We start from the raw sequence: 15,402 nt of genomic DNA, 5'->3' as shown, positions 1-15,402 counted from the left end.
CGAACAAATAAGTTCTAAATCGTATAAGGAGGTGATCCAGCCCCAGGTTCCCCTAGGGCTACCTTGTTACGACTTCACCCCAGTCATGAATCACTCCGTGGTAAACGTCCTCCCGAGGGTTAGACTATCTACTTCTGGAGCAACCCACTCCCATGGTGTGACGGGCGGTGTGTACAAGGCCCGGGAACGTATTCACCGCGTCATTCTGATACGCGATTACTAGCGATTCCGACTTCATGGAGTCGAGTTGCAGACTCCAATCCGGACTACGACGCACTTTAAGTGATTCGCTTACTCTCGCGAGTTCGCAGCACTCTGTATGCGCCATTGTAGCACGTGTGTAGCCCTACACGTAAGGGCCATGATGACTTGACGTCGTCCCCACCTTCCTCCGGTTTATCACCGGCAGTCTCCTTAGAGTTCTCAGCATTACCTGCTAGCAACTAAGGATAGGGGTTGCGCTCGTTGCGGGACTTAACCCAACATCTCACAACACGAGCTGACGACAGCCATGCAGCACCTGTATCAGAGTTCCCGAAGGCACCAAACCATCTCTGGTAAGTTCTCTGTATGTCAAGTGTAGGTAAGGTTCTTCGCGTTGCATCGAATTAAACCACATGCTCCACCGCTTGTGCGGGCCCCCGTCAATTCATTTGAGTTTTAACCTTGCGGCCGTACTCCCCAGGCGGTCTACTTAATGCGTTAGCTTTGAAAAACAGAACCGAGGTTCCGAGCTTCTAGTAGACATCGTTTACGGCGTGGACTACCAGGGTATCTAATCCTGTTTGCTCCCCACGCTTTCGTACATGAGCGTCAGTGTTGACCCAGGTGGCTGCCTTCGCCATCGGTATTCCTTCAGATCTCTACGCATTTCACCGCTACACCTGAAATTCTACCACCCTCTATCACACTCTAGTTTGCCAGTTCGAAATGCAGTTCCCAGGTTGAGCCCGGGGCTTTCACATCTCGCTTAACAAACCGCCTGCGTACGCTTTACGCCCAGTAATTCCGATTAACGCTCGCACCCTCCGTATTACCGCGGCTGCTGGCACGGAGTTAGCCGGTGCTTCTTCTGTCAGTAACGTCACAGCTAGCAGGTATTAACTACTAACCTTTCCTCCTGACTGAAAGTGCTTTACAACCCGAAGGCCTTCTTCACACACGCGGCATGGCTGCATCAGGCTTGCGCCCATTGTGCAATATTCCCCACTGCTGCCTCCCGTAGGAGTCTGGGCCGTGTCTCAGTCCCAGTGTGGCTGATCATCCTCTCAAACCAGCTAGGGATCGTCGCCTTGGTGAGCCATTACCTCACCAACTAGCTAATCCCACTTGGGCCAATCTAAAGGCGAGAGCCGAAGCCCCCTTTGGTCCGTAGACATTATGCGGTATTAGCAGTCGTTTCCAACTGTTGTCCCCCACCTCAAGGCATGTTCCCAAGCATTACTCACCCGTCCGCCGCTCGTCAGCAAAGTAGCAAGCTACTTTCTGTTACCGCTCGACTTGCATGTGTTAGGCCTGCCGCCAGCGTTCAATCTGAGCCATGATCAAACTCTTCAATTAAAAAGTTTTATGTCTTTCGACAGCTCAATGAATTCTGAATTTATTTAATATCTTTCGATATTGAATTGACTGTGCTGCAATTCCTACCTAAGTAGTTATTGCTGTTGGTCACTCAGTTTCAATTGAGACTCTAAATTTGTTTGCCTCACTTAGTAAACTAAGCTTGGCTGTTAGAACTCAATCTGTACGAGTGCCCACACAGATGATTGCTTTATATTGTTAAAGAACGCTGCGATTAAAGCGTTAAACTTTATCTCGCTAGGGCTGCGCATACTACGCTTTCCTATTTTTTTGTCAACACTTAATTTTGTTAAACTTGAAAGTTTTCAAAACTAAGTTTTACTAGACTCACTGAGTAGCTCGTGCCTCGCTATGCGTTGGCGTTCCCCGTCTCAGTGGGGTCGCATTATAGGGCGAATCGATTTTAACGCAAGCGTTTTTAAACGCTTTTTTGCATTTAATTCTTACCCCAAAGATACCCCACCCAGAAACACAGGATACCCACAAAACCCTGTGGATAACCTTGCTTTTACCCTGCTATCCTAACGCAGAAACAAAAAAGCACCTTAACATTGGTGCTTTTTATAGAGAGTTTATCTTAATCGTTAATACAAAATGCTATAAAGCTTGCGACGATATTTAGCAGCTAGCGCATCGCCATCAGGTAAAGACGCAATAACAGCCAAGAAGTTTGGCTTAGCCTCATCAAAATTCAGATCTTTCTTAAGAATAGTAAAGAGTGCTTCTAATGCTTCCTCTTTCCTTCCTGCTTCATTAAGTAGGTTACTTAGTTCCATTTGTAATTCAAGCTCATTGGGATGCTTGGCTACTCTTTCTTGCAATGCTTTTATTTCAGGTGAATCAGTTGCCTCTAGCGCAGCCTCACATTTAGCTTTAATGTTATTGAAGTATGCATCTTGATCTTGTGCTTCTATTGTCTCTATTAATGCAGCGGCTTCATCTAGTTTGTGAATCTGTATACATATATCTGCAAGCACTAATTTAATTCTCGCATTACTACTATCTAACTCATACGCTTGCTTAGCATAATTAAACGCGGCATTTAAATCACTATTAACCAGTGCTTGCTTGGCTTGCTCTAATAATAGGTCTTGTTGCGCAGGTAAGTGTTTAGATAGGACATCACGTACTTGGCTTTCTGTTTGTGCACCCGCTAATACATCAACTGGAGCTGAGTCTTTTAATAACACTAAAGTAGGCAAGGTTTGTAAACCTACTTGCTGGGCAAGTTGCGAGGCCAAAGCTTGCTCTGCATCACAATCTAAGTTTGCTACAACTATATAGTTATTATATTCGGCGGCTAGCTTATCTAAAATAGCTGCTTGGCTAATACATTCTGGGCTTTGAGGCGAAAAAAAGTTAAGTAATACTAACTTTTGTTGTGATGTCTCACCTAATACTTGCTGAAGGTTTTGTGCGTTAAGATTAACTATATTGCTCATTGAGTTATTGCCATGTTCATCTATTTAGGTTTTTATATGGTGATGAAGATAATAATTACAAGACATGTGTCTAAATCATTTAAGACACGCATACAATATAAATGAGGGAAATATGAAATTAGTATATGCGAGTGCACTGTGTTTATTAGTTAGCCCATTATTAAGTGCGCAAACACTTAAGCTTGATCTTAATAAAAGTATGCCAGCAATAGAAAAGCTTTATCTAGATTTACACCAGTCACCTGAACTGTCTTATCATGAGCAGCAAACAGGTAAAAAAATGGCTTCGCAGCTTCAAAAGCTTGGGTTTGATGTAACCAATAGCGTTGGCGGTTATGGCGTCGTAGGTATATATAGAAATGGCCAAGGCCCCACCGTTATGATTCGAACTGATACTGATGGCTTACCAATCACAGAACAAACAGGAAAAGCATACGCATCAACTGTTACCACACTAAATAAACAAGGTAGCAAAGTCGGTGTTATGCATGGTTGTGGTCATGATATTCATATGAGTTCATTTATAGGCACCGCGCAACAACTAATTAAAAATAAACAGTCGTGGCAAGGTACTTTAATGATGGTTGCGCAACCGGCTGAAGAAGTTGGGGGTGGTGCAAAAGCAATGCTTAGTGAGGGGTTATTTAGCAAATACGCAAAACCCGATCATATTATAGCTTTACATGTTAGTGCTAGTGTACCTGCAGGAAAAATTGCTCTGAAAAATGAGTACACTATGGCAAGCGTCGACTCAGTTGATATTTCAATAAAAGGCAAAGGAGGCCATGGAGCCTATCCACATACGACTGTTGACCCTGTTATTATTGCTGCTCGCACCATTTTAGCATTACAAACAATTACGAGTCGGGAGTTATCTCCTCTTGAACCATCAGTGATCACTGTTGGATCTATCCATGGCGGCTCAAAACACAATGTAATTTCTGATGAAGTAAAGCTACAACTTACTCTGCGTAGCTATAACCCGGAAGTTAGAAACGCGCAAATTGCTGCGATTAAACGTATTACTGCAGGTATTGCACAAAGTGCAGGTCTAGAAAAAGCGCTCTACCCAGAAGTGTATGTTCATGAAAGTGAATCGATTCCATCTACTTACAATAATCCGGAGCAAACAAATATAGTTAGGAGTGCCATTGCTGATGCAATTGGTGTAAAAAATGTACTTGAAACTAAAGCTGTTATGGCTGGTGAAGACTTTGGACTATATGGTAGAACAGAAGAAAACATCCCCATTACTTTATTTTGGTTAGGCGGAGTTAACCAACAGCAATATACAAATGCGATGAAAAATAACGAAACACTCCCTTCATTACATTCAAGTAAATTTGCTCCCGATTATAAAGTAGCGCTTCCAACAGGAATAACTGCAATGAGCAATGCCGCTGCGGCATTATTCAATCAATAATCTTCAAGGTTATTTTCAAGCCCTGAGTTTAATTTACCGCAGGGCTTTTTTTGTAACTCGACTTTTTATACGGCGCTTTCTTTGTACGTTTAGCAAAACGCTTCTTAGGCGATGTTTTTGGCAAATGTGCAAATACATTACTATCGCAGTTAGTTGCTTGGCTTACAAAATTAGTTAAATCAGCTAGCAAAGGCTGTATAAATTGCTGATAACTCATTGCTTGCTGAGCGATATCTCCTAAACTCGACTCCCATTTTGCAGTTAAATCGGGGCTTGATAACCCCTCAGGTAATACACTAATTAGTGCCAGACCTGTTTCAGTTGCTTTAATTGCTTTTCCTTCACGTTTTAAAAAGCGACGTTTAAATAATAGTTCCATGATACCTGCGCGAGTGGCTTCAGTACCAAGGCCATCTGTCTCTTTTAATATTTTTTTTATTTGCGAGTCTTTTACATAACGGCTAATTCCCGTCATAGCAGCAAGTAAGGTTGCATCGGTAAAATGAGCAGGAGGAGTTGTATGCTTTTGCACCACCTCACCTTTAGTACAGGTAAGTACCATGCCTTTTTCCAAATAAGGCAACGTTGCTTCTTCTTTAAGTTCTGACTTACCCATAAGCAATTTAAAACCCAAGTCTACATCTTGTTTTGCATTAGCTTTGAATAAACCACCCGCTATAGTTACCTCTACCTTGGTTTCGTTATAAATGTAATCGGAATAAAACTGAATTAAATAGTGTCGACTTATTAACTGATAAATTTTTTCTTCATCACTTGCTAAACTCACAGTTTTTAACTGTTTAGCTGTTGGTACAATCGCGTGGTGAGCTGCTACTTTTGAATCGTTAAAACATTTACTTCGTTTTTTTGCATCTGCTCCATTAACAAATTCTGCTTTTTGGCCTCCATTTACTGCAATCGCTTTTAGTATCGCAGCTGCATCTTGGTGATGATCTTTTGGTAAATAACGATTATCTGAGCGTGGGTAAGTAATTAACTTATGACGTTCATATAAAACCTGGCAAATATCGAGCACTTTTTGCGCTGGCAATCCGAACGCTTTAGCGGCATCTATTTGTAAAGCAGACAAATTATAGGGAAGCGGCGCGGTTTGTTTTTTTTGCTTTTGCTCAAGAGCAGTTACGCTTGCTGGTTGATTAGCGATACGTGAAGTTACATTTTCAGCTAAAGCTTTGTTAAGCACTCTGCCCTCTTCATCTTGATAAGGTTCGCACGCTTTACTTGGTATCCACTTAGCAGTAAATGATTGCTCCTTAGGTGTATCAAGGTGAGCAAGTACTTCATAAAATGGTTTTGATACAAAATTTGCTATCTCGTTATCGCGATTAACTACTAGGCCCAAAATGGGTGTTTGCACTCGTCCAACCGACAATACATTACCAAATCCCGCTTTTTGCCCCGCTAATGTGTATGCACGCGTCAAGTTCATGCCAAACAACCAATCAGCACGAGACCGCGCAAGAGCAGAAACACTCAAAGGAATAAAGTCACGGTTAGCACGCATACTATTTAGTGACTTTTTAACTGCCGTTAAGTTTAAGTCACAGATCAGTAAGCGCTGAATATTTTGCTTTTTTGCTTGGCTGATTTTTGCTTGTTCTATTACTTCATCAACTAATAACTGGCCTTCACGGTCAGGATCGCCAGCATGTACAAGTGTTGTTGCTTGTTTGATTAGCTTTTTTAAAATAGTGAGTTGTTTACGAGTTTTAGGCTTTGCTTTAAGTTGCCAATGTTCTGGCACAATAGGTAAATGTTCAAACTGCCACTTTTTAAAACGCTCGTCATAGTCATCGGGTTCTGCTTGTTCGAGCAAATGACCTATGCACCAAGATACACAATCACCATTCGCTACCTCAATATAGCCATCATGCTTTTTATGCGGTTTAGGAAGTGCGTCTGCAATAGCGCGACCCAGCGAGGGTTTTTCAGCAATATAAAGTTTCATAACCAAAAGCTCTAACACTGTTCATATAAACAGTAGTCTAGCATATCATTTTAAAACGAGGGGTGTTTTTGTAGTTATTAACTTAAAGCTTTATTTCGCTTATTAGCAAAAATATATAAAAGGGGAAGATAACACACTACAATAGTGCCAATATTAATTAATGGCAGCAAAGTTTTATACATATAAGTGCTGTACGATAAATCCCAAAGGTGACGGTCAACTAGACGAAACAACTGCAGGATGGGTGCACCAATAACCACAAGTTGGCCCAGTACGCATTGCCACAAATGCAGTTTATCTTTCAGGCCCAAATAAGCAATCAGAGCCATCCACGCTAAATCATTAAATGCCCAAATTATATAACGATATATGTAGGTACCGTCATCAAACTCTTTGATTGATGAATGAATTAAAGCACCAAAAAGAAAAAAAGCGGCTGTTAATAAAGTAAACCTTAAAGCACAAAAATCTTTTCGTAAATAAAAAACAAAAATAGCTGGGCTCAAAAAAAGCATCCAGCTACTGTTTGTAATCTCTAAGACTTTATCAAACCAATCAGGCATGATTACTTAGTAAAATTCGTTTTTTTATCATCGTCATCGCCATTTCCATTACCAGGCATACTACAAAACTTATCCAACATATTCACTCCAGTTTAATTACATCTGTTAATAAAGGTGTATTCTATGCTAAAAAAGTAACAAAACCAATAAATTCTATCTAATATCAATAGGATCTGATTCTTTCGCCTTGCCTTGTAAAATTGATATTTCTACCCGGCGGTTACGTCTTCGATCTTCTCGTGAATCATTCGGCACTAAAGGTCTGGTTTCTGCACGCCCCACGACCATCATTCGAGTTTTATCAAAACCCGCAACTTTTTGCAGCTCACTTGCTACCGCAACAGCTCGTTTAGAGGACAAATCCCAGTTATTAATATAAAGCTCATTAGAGACTTGGAAGTCATCAGTATGACCGGAGACGGTGATCTCCCCGGGAACATCTTTTAGTAACCGGCCAATATCTTGAATGATAGGTTTAAACTGGGGTTGTAAAAACGCACTGCCCGATGGAAACGAACCATTTTCTCTAATACGAATAATGATTTGCTGACCTAATGACTCAAGCTCAATAGCTCCATCAATAATTTGCTTTTCAAGCTGTTGTGCAATTTTTTTAACTAAGTCATTTATTTGCTCTTGATCAGCAGCAGAAACTGAAGGCGCTGAAGCTACTTCTTCAGAGGTGCTGCTAGACTCACCGCCTCGTTTTTCGCCTCGTTGTTCTTGGCGTCCGCCAGCAGAGCTTTCATCGCCCGCCTGAAACTCTAGCATTTGCTGAGTCATTTCAACTGTTTGCTGCTGAATAGTTTCAATGGGGGTCGGCTCAGGCTTACCTGGAGTAAACTCCATTGCAATAACCGAGGTGCCTTTTGGGATATCTTTAACTTCAATTTTATTTTGCACACCAAAAGCAAACTTCATAGAACCTGCAATTTGCTTAAATTTAAGCACATCCATTTCAGAAAACGCGAGTAAGAGTACAAAAAAGCACATTAATAGCGACATTAAATCGGCAAATGTCCCCATCCATGCAGGTAACCCTGGGGGTGGGCATTTACACTCTTCATCAGACATAACTATTCCTCAGTGTTTACCGCGCGTTTAGACTCAGCCAAATAATTTTTCAAGATCCCCTCAATTACTTTAGGGTTTTGGCCATCTTGAATGCCTAATACTGCATCCAAAATAAGTCGCTGGTTCATTGCTTCTTCGTCTTTACGCAATTCAAGTTTTACCTGAATAGGAATGGCGACAACATTCGCCAAAAATGCCCCATACAACGTTGTTAACAAGGCTACAGCCATTGCTGGGCCGATTGCTTTTGGGTCATCCATATTTGATAACATAGCCACCAAACCGATTAATGTACCAATCATCCCCATTGCAGGAGCAATATCACCTAACGATTTAAATAAGCTTGCGCCCATTTCATGGCGAGTTGTAGTGAGGGAAATATCTTTTTGTAATGTAGCGCGCACTACATCTGCATCATGCCCATCTACGAGCATATCAACGCCTTTGCGCATAAATGGATTTGGAATTTCAGCCTCTTCCAATGCTAAAAACCCGCCTTTTCGGGCAGAATCTGCTAGCTCAACCGCCTTTTCAATTAAGGCTTCAGGGGGTTCAATTTTAAACATAAACGCTTTAGCACAAACCTTACCAATGCCTAAAAATTGCGACATAGTAAAATTGGATAAAACGATAAAAAGGGAGCCACCAAATACAATAACCACGGAAGGGGTATTGTAAAACATACCGACTTCGCCGCTACTACTCATAAACATGGACATGACAATTAAGCCAATTGCGCCAAGGATCCCAATAATGGTTGCTAAATCCACATTCCCTCCAAAGGTTTTATATTTTTTCTTCGCAAGCGTTGTTATTAAATGTATATCGGCAAGATACTGAAATACTTAAGTGATTTTTATGATAAACGATAAAATTACGATTAGTCCTATTTTAGATCAACATAGGTAATCAATCTAACTAATCAGAATTTATAATTTAAAAAATAACGCTGAAGCGCAGTAAAACCCAATTAACAGCATTTATCTATCAAAAAAACATAACATTCTTTGACCTAGTTTAGCATTCCCCCTAAAATTGGCGTTTAAATTTATTATGTAAGTTGAAAATAAAGATGGCGACTAAAAAACCTGAAAATTTAAGTTTCGAACAAGCACTAGAAGAACTAACAACAATTGTCAGTGAAATGGAACAAGGTGATTTATCGCTTGAACAGTCTTTAAAGCAATTTGAGCGCGGCATTGCATTAGCCAGTGCGTCTTCCGGTAAACTTCAACAAGCCGAGCAAAAGGTGTCGATATTAATGGGTAATGACGAAAAAGCACCGCTTACTCAATTTAATAACGATATGGAATAATTGTGAGCATAAAAGAACAAATAAAGCTTGCTCAAGATGATGTAGCCAATACTCTCAATCTTTATTTCGAACAACCTCTTGAAAGCGACAACACCATAAAAGAAGCCACCCATTATAGTTTAATGAATGGCGGGAAAAGATTGCGGCCCTTTTTAGTTTATACCACAGGTAAAATGTTAGGTGCTGACAAGCGTGATTTAGATGTACTTGCAGCAGCGATAGAATGCATTCACAGTTATTCATTAGTGCATGACGATTTGCCCGCTATGGATGACGATGATTTACGTCGTGGCCGTCCTACATGTCATATTGTCTATGGTGAAGCACAAGCTATTTTAGCAGGTGACGCACTGCAAACCTTAGCATTTGAGCTTATTGCTAAGCACACATTTAAATGCTCAACAGAAGCTCAGTTAAAAATGATTGCAGAATTAGCCCATGCTTCAGGCTTGCAAGGAATGGTTGCCGGACAAGGCCGCGATATTGCAGCAACAGATAAAGTTATTACGGTTGATGAATTAGAACGTATTCATAAACTTAAAACCGGCGCATTAATAAATTGTGCGATTACTTTGGGCGCACTTTGCGCTCCTAATATTAGCCAACATACTTTAGATAACTTATCTACTTTTGGGTATGCTATTGGGCTGGCCTTTCAGGTTCATGACGACATTTTAGATGTTGAGGGCGACACACTGACTTTAGGTAAGCCTCAAGGGTCAGATATTGCTGCTAATAAAGCGACATACCCCGCTTTATTAGGTATGCTAGGTGCTAAGCAAAAAGCACTAAATTTGATACAGCAAGCCCATGAGGCGTTAGCCAATATTGACGCAGACACGACCGACTTAGCGGCATTGGCAAACTATTTAATTGAACGTGACCATTAAACATGGCTAAAACGTATTAACTCTTAGAACAAAATTATTACTGAATATTAGTTTACCTCTTAAATCTAACTTTTGAGGAAAGTTAATATTAGCGAAGGATATATAAAAAACCATGACACTTGATAGCAGCAAGTATCCATTACTTAATTTGGTGAACGAACCAGTCCACTTGCGAGACTTAGCACAAGATAAGCTTTCTGCATTTAGCCATGAATTGCGTGATTACTTACTCAATTCAGTATCGCAAAGTAGCGGCCATTTAGCGTCTGGTTTAGGAACCGTAGAACTTACCGTTGCATTACATTATGTGTACAACACTCCCGACGACCGTTTAGTTTGGGATGTAGGTCATCAAGCCTACCCACATAAAATACTAACGGGACGTCGTGACCAAATGCACACCATTCGTCAAAAAGATGGATTGCACCCATTTCCATTTAGAGACGAAAGTGAATACGATACGTTTAGTGTTGGCCATTCAAGTACCTCTATTTCAGCGGCGCTGGGTATGTCTATTGCTGCGCAAAAAGAAGGCAGAGGTCGTAAAACAGTGGCGGTGATAGGCGATGGCGCAATTACCGCAGGTATGGCCTTTGAAGCGATGAATCACTTAGGTGATGTTAAATCAGATATGTTGATTATTTTGAACGATAACGAAATGTCGATTTCTGAAAACGTCGGCGCGTTAACCAATCATTTTGCGCGTATTTTATCAGGTAGCTTTTATACCAACATCCGCGAAGGCAGTAAAAAGCTTCTTTCTGGTGTACCGCCGGTAAAAGAACTTGCCAGCCGTATGGAAGAGCACATTAAAGGGATGATGATCCCGGGTACTTTTTTTGAAGAATTAGGCCTAAACTATATTGGTCCAATTGATGGTCATGATGTGAATATGCTGGTTGATACGCTGCGTAACATGCGTAACTTAAAAGGCCCACAACTTTTACATATAAAAACCCAAAAAGGCAAAGGTTACAAGCCCGCAGAAGCCGATCCGATTGGTTATCATGGCGTACCAAAATTTGATCCTGCGACTTCAAGTTTACCGAAATCTAAACCAAGTGCAGCGACTTTCTCAAATGTATTTGGTGATTGGCTTTGCGATATGGCAGAGCAAGACAACAAGTTAATGGCAATTACTCCTGCGATGCGTGAAGGTTCGGGAATGGTGCGCTTTTCTAAAGAACACCCAGAACAATATTTTGATGTGGCAATTGCTGAGCAACACGCTGTAACCCTTGCTGCAGGTTTTGCTTGTGAAGGGTTAAAACCCGTTGTTGCTATCTACTCTAGCTTTTTACAACGTGCGTATGATCAACTAATTCACGACGTTGCATTGCAAAACCTACCGGTATTATTTGCTATTGACCGCGCAGGTATTGTCGGAGCTGATGGTGAAACTCACCAAGGCGCCTATGACCTAAGCTTTATGCGCTGTATTCCTAACATGGTTATTATGGCACCTAGCGATACTAACGAATGCCGTCAAATGCTATACACTGGCTATCAAGCCAATTGCCCAGTAGCTGTGCGTTACCCGCGTGGCAGTGCGGGCACAGCAGAGGTTAAAAGCGCTATGCAACAGCTCGAAATTGGTAAAGCTAACGTAATTAAACAAGGTGCTAAAGTAGCTATATTGTCATTCGGTACCTTGCTTGAAAACGCCCAATTAGCCACTGATGAGCTCAATGCCACTTTAGTTAATATGCGATTTATTAAACCACTTGATACTGGTTTAATTGATGAACTTGTCGCTAACCACGATATCATTGTAACACTTGAAGATAATGCAATTTCTGGTGGTGTAGGTTCGGCAGTTAATGAGTATTTAGCTACTCAAAAAGCGGCTGTAAAAATACTTAACTTAGGTATACCGGATGAATTTATTAAACACGGTACTCAACAGCAAATGCACGATGAAATGGGGTTAGGTGAGCAAGGTATATTAACCTCAATCAAAGCATTTATGAGCTAATACTTATAGTGTTTAATAAAAAAGGAGCCATTGGCTCCTTTTTTATTGCTAACTTTAACCTCTAGCGCATCCACACTTTAATGTCGGCTAAGCCATTACTTTGCAATAGGCCAATCTGCTGTTCAACATTCGGGTTTTGCTCAAACTCAAATGCATCTAATTGCTCATCAAAGGTAATGTTAGCAACGCCATCGCCGCCGCGTTTTTTAACTTGATGCAATGCGATATCAGCTAAATTAATCGATGTTTCCCAGCTAATAACTTGACCACCTAGCAGAGGTAGCGGATAGAAAGACCAACCCACTGACGCTGTTATATTGGTTGTCTCACCGTTAGGAAGTTGGAAGGTATAATCGGCAATAGCTTGGCATAATTCAGATACATAGCTGTCGATTAAATTACACTTAAAATCGCGTAATAACAGTAAAAACTCATCACCACTCCACCGAGCAACATAATCAGAGCCTTGAGTACGCGAGTTAAGTAATGCCGCTACTTGTTGTAAACAGCTATCTCCAGCAATAGGACCATAAGCATCGTTAATGCGGCTAAAGTTATCTAAATTAATAATTAACAACACCAAAGATTTACCCTGAGCCTGCAATGACTGCGAATTACGCTGAAAATGCTCAATATCTTTTGGTAGTTGATCAAACAAGAAACGACGGCTTCTCAGCCCAGTTAGCTCATCAGAGTGACTAACAAGTTTAAGCTGAGAATTTACTTGGTTTAATTTATCATTCGCTTGGCGAAGCTCTAGGGTTCGTTCAGTAATAAGCCCTTCGAGTACTTGTTGCTTACGTCGCTCTTGAACTTTAAATACCCAAAACACTAAATAAAAGAGCAACACAAAACCACTGGTGATCAGTAATCTGAAGTAGATGGTTTCACCAAATCGTTCAGGAACAACAAACGCATATTCGGCTGATTGCGCTTTACCCCAATCCTCACCTTGGCGTTTAGTTTCTAATTCAAATAAAAACATACCAGCGGGTAAATTTGTATAAATTGCTTCTCGACGGGTATTTGCATAGCGCCAATCGTTATCAAGCCCATTAAGTTTATATCTAAACTCAATACTTGCCGGAGCGTAATAATCAATCGCAGTATAGGTAAGTGTTACATCACGCTCATCGGTCTCAAGAACCGGTTTTTCACCTAACGCAGCAGCTGCAAGCTTTCGTGATGGTGTGGTTAAGGTTTCTATAGTTGGTTTAAGCGAACGTAATCCAAATAACTCTACGTCTTTCGGAATTTCCACCACACCTTGTAAGCTGGGGTACCAAATAGAGTTATCCATATCAACCACCGCATCATGGCCTAAGCCATTACAACATTGGCTGGCTTTACCATCGAGCTGACGGTCAAATGAAGAAATCACTTCTTCTACTTTTAAGCTTTCGATGTTGGCTTTAAATTGCTCAACAGGCATGCGGTAAACCCCTTTCATGGTGCTTACCCAAATTCGCTTTGAGGTGTCATCGTATTCTAAACTGAATATGGAACCATATGGCAATCCATTGGCGGCGTCTAGTTGCTGCCATTGCCCTTGTCCACTGCGATAAAACAGGCCATCATTCAACGAGCCAATTAAAATGCCTACCCCTTTTATATGTAAAATACTGGTCACATAAGCGCTTTCCAAAGTGGTTTGGTCACCTATTTTTTCAATTCCTCGCTCAGTAAAGTAATACGCGCCTTTACTGGTGCCAATAACCCCAAAATTTGGTTTATCTAAAACATAGGTTACAAACTTACTGCCTAAAAAAGCATTGTACGCAAAAGGGTTTAAACCATTGTAATTTAAACGATATAATCCTCGCCCGGTGCCTACCCAAAAACCGCCTTTAGTTGAAGTGCTAATTGCAAAAACAGGGTTATCGCTCAATGCACGAGCAGGGAAACTATATAAGGTATTTGATTCGTAGAAAAACAAGCCTCTGCCAGTAGCAACATAAAGGCGATCGCCATCAAATTGCAGGTCATGTACCGAGGCATTTCCATACTTGGCACTATTAATAACATTAATAAAAGTTTTATCGGCATCAAAATAGCCAACGCCACTTTTGTTGGCAATCCATAGCTTACCATCAGGTGATTTACTAATTGCCATTACCGCTTCGGTCATTTTAGAAATGGCAGAATGGCGCTCTATTCGACCTTCGTGAGCAAGCCATAGCCCTTCACTAAAACTCGCTAACCATATGTTATTTTCATCATCTCTAAATATATCAGCAAACCAAATACTCTGATCTAGCTGGCTTGGTTCAACCCACTGCCAATCATTAGATTTAGCTCTAAATAATAAACGTCCATAGGTTGATATCCACAAGCCGCCATTGCCGTCGCTCATAAACTTATACACAGCTGAGTTATTAGCATTGGGAAGTGGAAACGGACGTAGCTCGTCATCTAAATCTAAAAAATAAGCCCCTAACTCAGAAGCTAAGTACAAATTACCATTTAAAAACGATAGATCGTGAACAATGGTTTGCGCTAAACGATCGGGTAAAGCCACTTTAGCGGTTAGTTCTAAGCGTAATTTAGAAAAGTCAGACGAGCTTTGCGTTAAACGTAATAAATTACGGTCGTTAACCAGCCAAATCCCTTCAGGTGAAAGCGCCATTTTACTGACCGATCCCACAATTTGAGTGATAGCTGTGGCGTTTACAATAGGACTAGGGTTATTTAGTTGGTCGCGCAGTTCTATTTGGCCTCTGTCTATATAATAGAGCCCATTAGCTGCTATCCAGATACTGCCTTGAGAATCTTCAAGAATATCTCTTACAGGGCCTTTAATATTAAACTCTTGTGCGGTTAGCTTTTCAGGATCGATAACCACAAGGCCATTTTTAGTGCCTACCCACAATAATCCTTCTCCATCGATCAATAATTTATTAATACCATTGCTGGGTAAAAATAAACTATTTTGGGTATTATAATTAGTGAAGGTATTGCCATCAAAACGGCTTAATCCAAATTGAGTGCCAAGCCACATATAGCCTTGGTTATCTTGTACTACACTTTTTAGGGATTGTGAGGGTAAGCCGTCTTTGATATTCCATTGTTTAACTACGTAATCAGTAATTGAAGCCGTACTTGGCATGGCACATAGCATAAGTACACAAACCAATAAAAATCGCATCATAGTGCTGCCACCTAGTTAAACA

The 15,402-nt window shown here is 40.9% G+C and carries 10 protein-coding genes and 1 rRNA gene; 4 read left to right on the top strand and 7 right to left on the bottom strand.

The window, feature by feature from the left end:
• Positions 1 to 24: 24 nt before the first annotated feature.
• Both FLM54_RS03715 and FLM54_RS03710 read right to left on the bottom strand, forming a co-directional pair.
• Positions 25 to 1,560 (bottom strand): 16S ribosomal RNA (locus tag FLM54_RS03715).
• A gap of 605 nt (positions 1,561 to 2,165) precedes the next feature.
• Positions 2,166 to 3,023: a tetratricopeptide repeat protein gene (locus FLM54_RS03710; RefSeq protein WP_138605123.1), complete on the bottom strand. Its 858-nt coding sequence runs from the start codon at positions 3,021 to 3,023 to the stop codon at positions 2,166 to 2,168.
• A gap of 112 nt (positions 3,024 to 3,135) precedes the next feature.
• On the opposite strand from FLM54_RS03710, the gene FLM54_RS03705 reads away from it, so the two are divergent.
• Positions 3,136 to 4,446, top strand: coding sequence for a M20 family metallopeptidase (locus FLM54_RS03705; RefSeq protein WP_178955265.1), 1,311 nt, complete (start codon positions 3,136 to 3,138; stop codon positions 4,444 to 4,446).
• Between the two features lie 28 nt (positions 4,447 to 4,474).
• Here FLM54_RS03705 and FLM54_RS03700 read toward each other — a convergent pair whose 3' ends face one another.
• The 4 genes from FLM54_RS03700 to pomA form a co-directional block, all read right to left on the bottom strand.
• Positions 4,475 to 6,415 (bottom strand): DNA topoisomerase III, encoded by a 1,941-nt coding sequence (locus FLM54_RS03700; protein WP_178955263.1) that lies wholly within the window; start codon positions 6,413 to 6,415, stop codon positions 4,475 to 4,477.
• A gap of 77 nt (positions 6,416 to 6,492) precedes the next feature.
• Positions 6,493 to 6,978, bottom strand: coding sequence for a hypothetical protein (locus tag FLM54_RS03695; RefSeq protein WP_178955261.1), 486 nt, complete (start codon positions 6,976 to 6,978; stop codon positions 6,493 to 6,495).
• 153 nt (positions 6,979 to 7,131) lie between these two features.
• A complete protein-coding gene (locus FLM54_RS03690; RefSeq protein WP_010390949.1) occupies positions 7,132 to 8,052 on the bottom strand; it encodes a flagellar motor protein MotB in 921 nt (306 codons plus the stop codon).
• A 2-nt stretch (positions 8,053 to 8,054) separates the two neighbouring features.
• A complete protein-coding gene (gene pomA, locus FLM54_RS03685) occupies positions 8,055 to 8,822 on the bottom strand; it encodes a flagellar motor protein PomA (protein WP_010390948.1) in 768 nt (255 codons plus the stop codon).
• 302 nt (positions 8,823 to 9,124) lie between these two features.
• Here pomA and xseB point away from each other — a divergent pair, with 302 nt between their 5' ends.
• From xseB to dxs, 3 genes are all read left to right on the top strand, one after another.
• The gene (gene xseB, locus FLM54_RS03680; RefSeq protein WP_138605171.1) at positions 9,125 to 9,367 is read left to right on the top strand and encodes an exodeoxyribonuclease VII small subunit; all 243 of its coding nucleotides are present in this window, start codon (positions 9,125 to 9,127) and stop codon (positions 9,365 to 9,367) included.
• Positions 9,368 to 9,369: 2 nt separating this feature from the next.
• Positions 9,370 to 10,257, top strand: a complete 888-nt coding sequence (gene ispA / locus FLM54_RS03675; RefSeq protein WP_138605173.1) for a (2E,6E)-farnesyl diphosphate synthase — start codon at positions 9,370 to 9,372, stop codon at positions 10,255 to 10,257.
• 112 nt (positions 10,258 to 10,369) lie between these two features.
• Entirely contained in the window at positions 10,370 to 12,232 is a 1,863-nt protein-coding gene (gene dxs, locus FLM54_RS03670; RefSeq protein WP_178955259.1) for a 1-deoxy-D-xylulose-5-phosphate synthase, read from the top strand.
• A 61-nt stretch (positions 12,233 to 12,293) separates the two neighbouring features.
• Here dxs and FLM54_RS03665 read toward each other — a convergent pair whose 3' ends face one another.
• Positions 12,294 to 15,380, bottom strand: a complete 3,087-nt coding sequence (locus FLM54_RS03665; RefSeq protein ID WP_138605177.1) for a ligand-binding sensor domain-containing diguanylate cyclase — start codon at positions 15,378 to 15,380, stop codon at positions 12,294 to 12,296.
• Positions 15,381 to 15,402: the final 22 nt, after the last annotated feature.

It is taken from the genome of Pseudoalteromonas sp. Scap25 (genome assembly GCF_013394125.1).
GTDB lineage: Bacteria > Pseudomonadota > Gammaproteobacteria > Enterobacterales > Alteromonadaceae > Pseudoalteromonas.
Note: the sequence above shows the minus strand (reverse complement) of the source record. Positions and strands in the feature narration are given on the sequence as shown.